This is a genomic window from Frankia tisae (assembly GCF_025403405.1).
Lineage (GTDB): Bacteria > Actinomycetota > Actinomycetes > Frankiales > Frankiaceae > Frankia > Frankia tisai.
In genome coordinates, this window is record NZ_JANEZT010000613.1 from 1 (window position 1) to 2,234 (window position 2,234).

Annotated in this window: 2 protein-coding genes and 1 pseudogene; all 3 read left to right on the forward strand. The window is 74.8% G+C overall.

Annotated elements, in window-relative coordinates; translation table 11 throughout:
* Window positions 1-454 (forward strand): annotated as a pseudogene (locus NBZ85_RS30500) (DUF4397 domain-containing protein); the annotation flags it as partial.
* Between the two features lie 50 nt (window positions 455-504).
* The gene (locus NBZ85_RS30505; protein ID WP_261563360.1) at window positions 505-1,320 is read left to right on the forward strand and encodes a class F sortase; all 816 of its coding nucleotides are present in this window, start codon (window positions 505-507) and stop codon (window positions 1,318-1,320) included.
* Between the two features lie 32 nt (window positions 1,321-1,352).
* A complete protein-coding gene (locus tag NBZ85_RS30510) occupies window positions 1,353-2,126 on the forward strand; it encodes a class I SAM-dependent DNA methyltransferase (protein WP_261559029.1) in 774 nt (257 codons plus the stop codon).
* The last annotated feature ends 108 nt before the right edge of the window (window positions 2,127-2,234 follow it).

A 2,234-nucleotide genomic window follows, 5' to 3' on the forward strand; every position in this document is an offset into this window, starting at 1 on the left:
ACCCGGAGGCGGCACGCCCGGTGGCGGCACACCCGGCGGCGGCACACCCGGCGGCGGCACACCCGGCGGCGGCACACCCGGCGGCGGCACACCCGGCGGCGGCACACCCGGCGGCGGCACACCCGGCGGCGGCACACCAGGCGGCGGCACACCGCACACGGTCACGGTGACCGACACCACGGGCAAGCCGCTGGTACCGGCCCAGACGGTGCCGACCAAGCCCGGGTCGACGACCAACCTCTACATCGTCGGTGGCAACGGCTCGTACAGTTGGCTGTCCCACCAGGCCGCAAACTCGCCCACCTCGGTCAACGCCGGCAACAGCGGGCTGGCCGCGGATGACGAGCACCCGCCCGTGCTGGCCATCGGGGCGCTCGGCCTCGGGGTCGGATCGGCCGGGGTCCTGTTCGGGTGGCAGCGCCGCCGAGCGTGGCTGGCTCGCCGACAGGGATGATCGAGTCTCGCCGACGAACGGCGACCGCCGGTCCGCCGCCCGAGGACGGGTTGGACGGACCGGCCGCGCCGGCCACGAGCCAGGAGCCGGCCACGAGCCAGGAGCCGGCCACGGGCGGCCCGGACCGGCCCAGGCCGCCGGGCACCCGGCTGGCCCGGACCCGTCGACGTCGCCGTGGCCGCCGGCTACTGGTGGTCACGGCGACGGTCGCGAGCGTCGTCGGCGGCAGTGGCATGGCCGGATGGGTGGCGTCGAGACCCCCCGGCGACGTCGGTTCGCTCGCCGCGGGTGCGACACCGGCCGTCTCCCAGGAGGCGTCCGCGTCGCAGGGGCCGGCGGCGTTCGCGAGTTCCACCCGGACGGGCGCCGCGGCGGCGACCGCGTCACCGTCGCCGCCCACCGATGTCCAGGCGCTCCTACGACGCCGGCCGACGGCCGTCGCCGTGGCGAGCCTGGGCATCTCGGCGCCGGTGATGGTGGCCTCCGTCAACGCGACCACGCGCGCGCTCAACGTCCCGCTCGACCCGGCGACGCTGGGATGGTGGGCAGGGGGCGGGGCCCCCGGTGCCTCGTCGGGGACGGTCGTGCTCGCCGGGCACGTCGACTACAACGGTCGCCCCGGCGCCCTCTACCCGCTCAGCCGAGTCGAGATAGGGGCCTTGATCGTCGTCACGAGCGCCGACGGCACGAAGCACGACTACCAGGTGGTGACCCGGCGGCACGTCGTGAAGACCAGGCTGGCGGACACGGGTGTCTTCCGAACGGGCGGCCCGCCCCGCCTGGCCCTCATCACCTGCGGCGGAGCGTTCAACACCACCACGCACAGCTACCGTGACAACCTGATCGTTCTCGCCCTTCCCGTCTGACCGGTGTCTCGCAGATCCGGTATAGCTGGGACGTGGATGCTCCCGACCAGACCAATCCCAGCGTGACGACCCGCTGGGAGTCACTCACCGCAGGCAGGCCGGGCCGGCGTTACGCGGACCGGTTCGCGCGGCTTGCCGCCGCCGGGGTCGATGTGCACGGCGAGGCGACGTTCTGCCACGCACTGGTGCCCGCCGAGTCCCGGATCCTGGATGCGGGCTGCGGCACCGGTCGGGTGGCAATCCGGCTGGCGGAGCTGGGGCACCGGTGCGTCGGGGTCGACGCCGACCCCTCGATGCTGGAGGTGGCCCGAGACCGGTCCGCCGCCGTCAGCTGGGTCCTCGCCGACCTCGCCGACCTGGGCAACTCCGTCGGGGCCGACCTCGCCGGCCTGGCCGCACCCGGCCCGTTCAGCCGGCCCGAGGGGGCCGCCATCTCACCCGCCACCGACGGGCCGTTCGACCTCATCGTCGCCGCCGGCAACGTCATCGCGCTGCTCGCCCCGGGGACGGAGGCCGCGGTCCTGTGCGGGCTCGCCCGCCGCCTCGCCCCCGGTGGCCTGCTCGTGGCCGGGTTCGGGCTCGACGCCGCGCATCTTCCTCTGCCCGCCGCCCCCTTCGGGCTGGCGGACTACGACGGCTGGTGCGCCGCCGCCGGTCTCACCCTCGACCGGCGGTTCGCCACCTGGCAGGGCATCCCCGTCAGGCCGGACGAGACGGACGACGACCCCGGCCTCGGCGATCGGCCCACCGATGCCCCCGGTTACGCCGTGAGCGTCCACCGCGCACAACCTCCTGCACCTGCCTGACCACCGCGACCGGCCCCGCGGCACCAGCAGAACTAGCAATCGATTACCCAACGCCACTAGGCCGCACATCCACTCGTAATCAAGGAGTGGCCTCCAGAAGCACCGCCC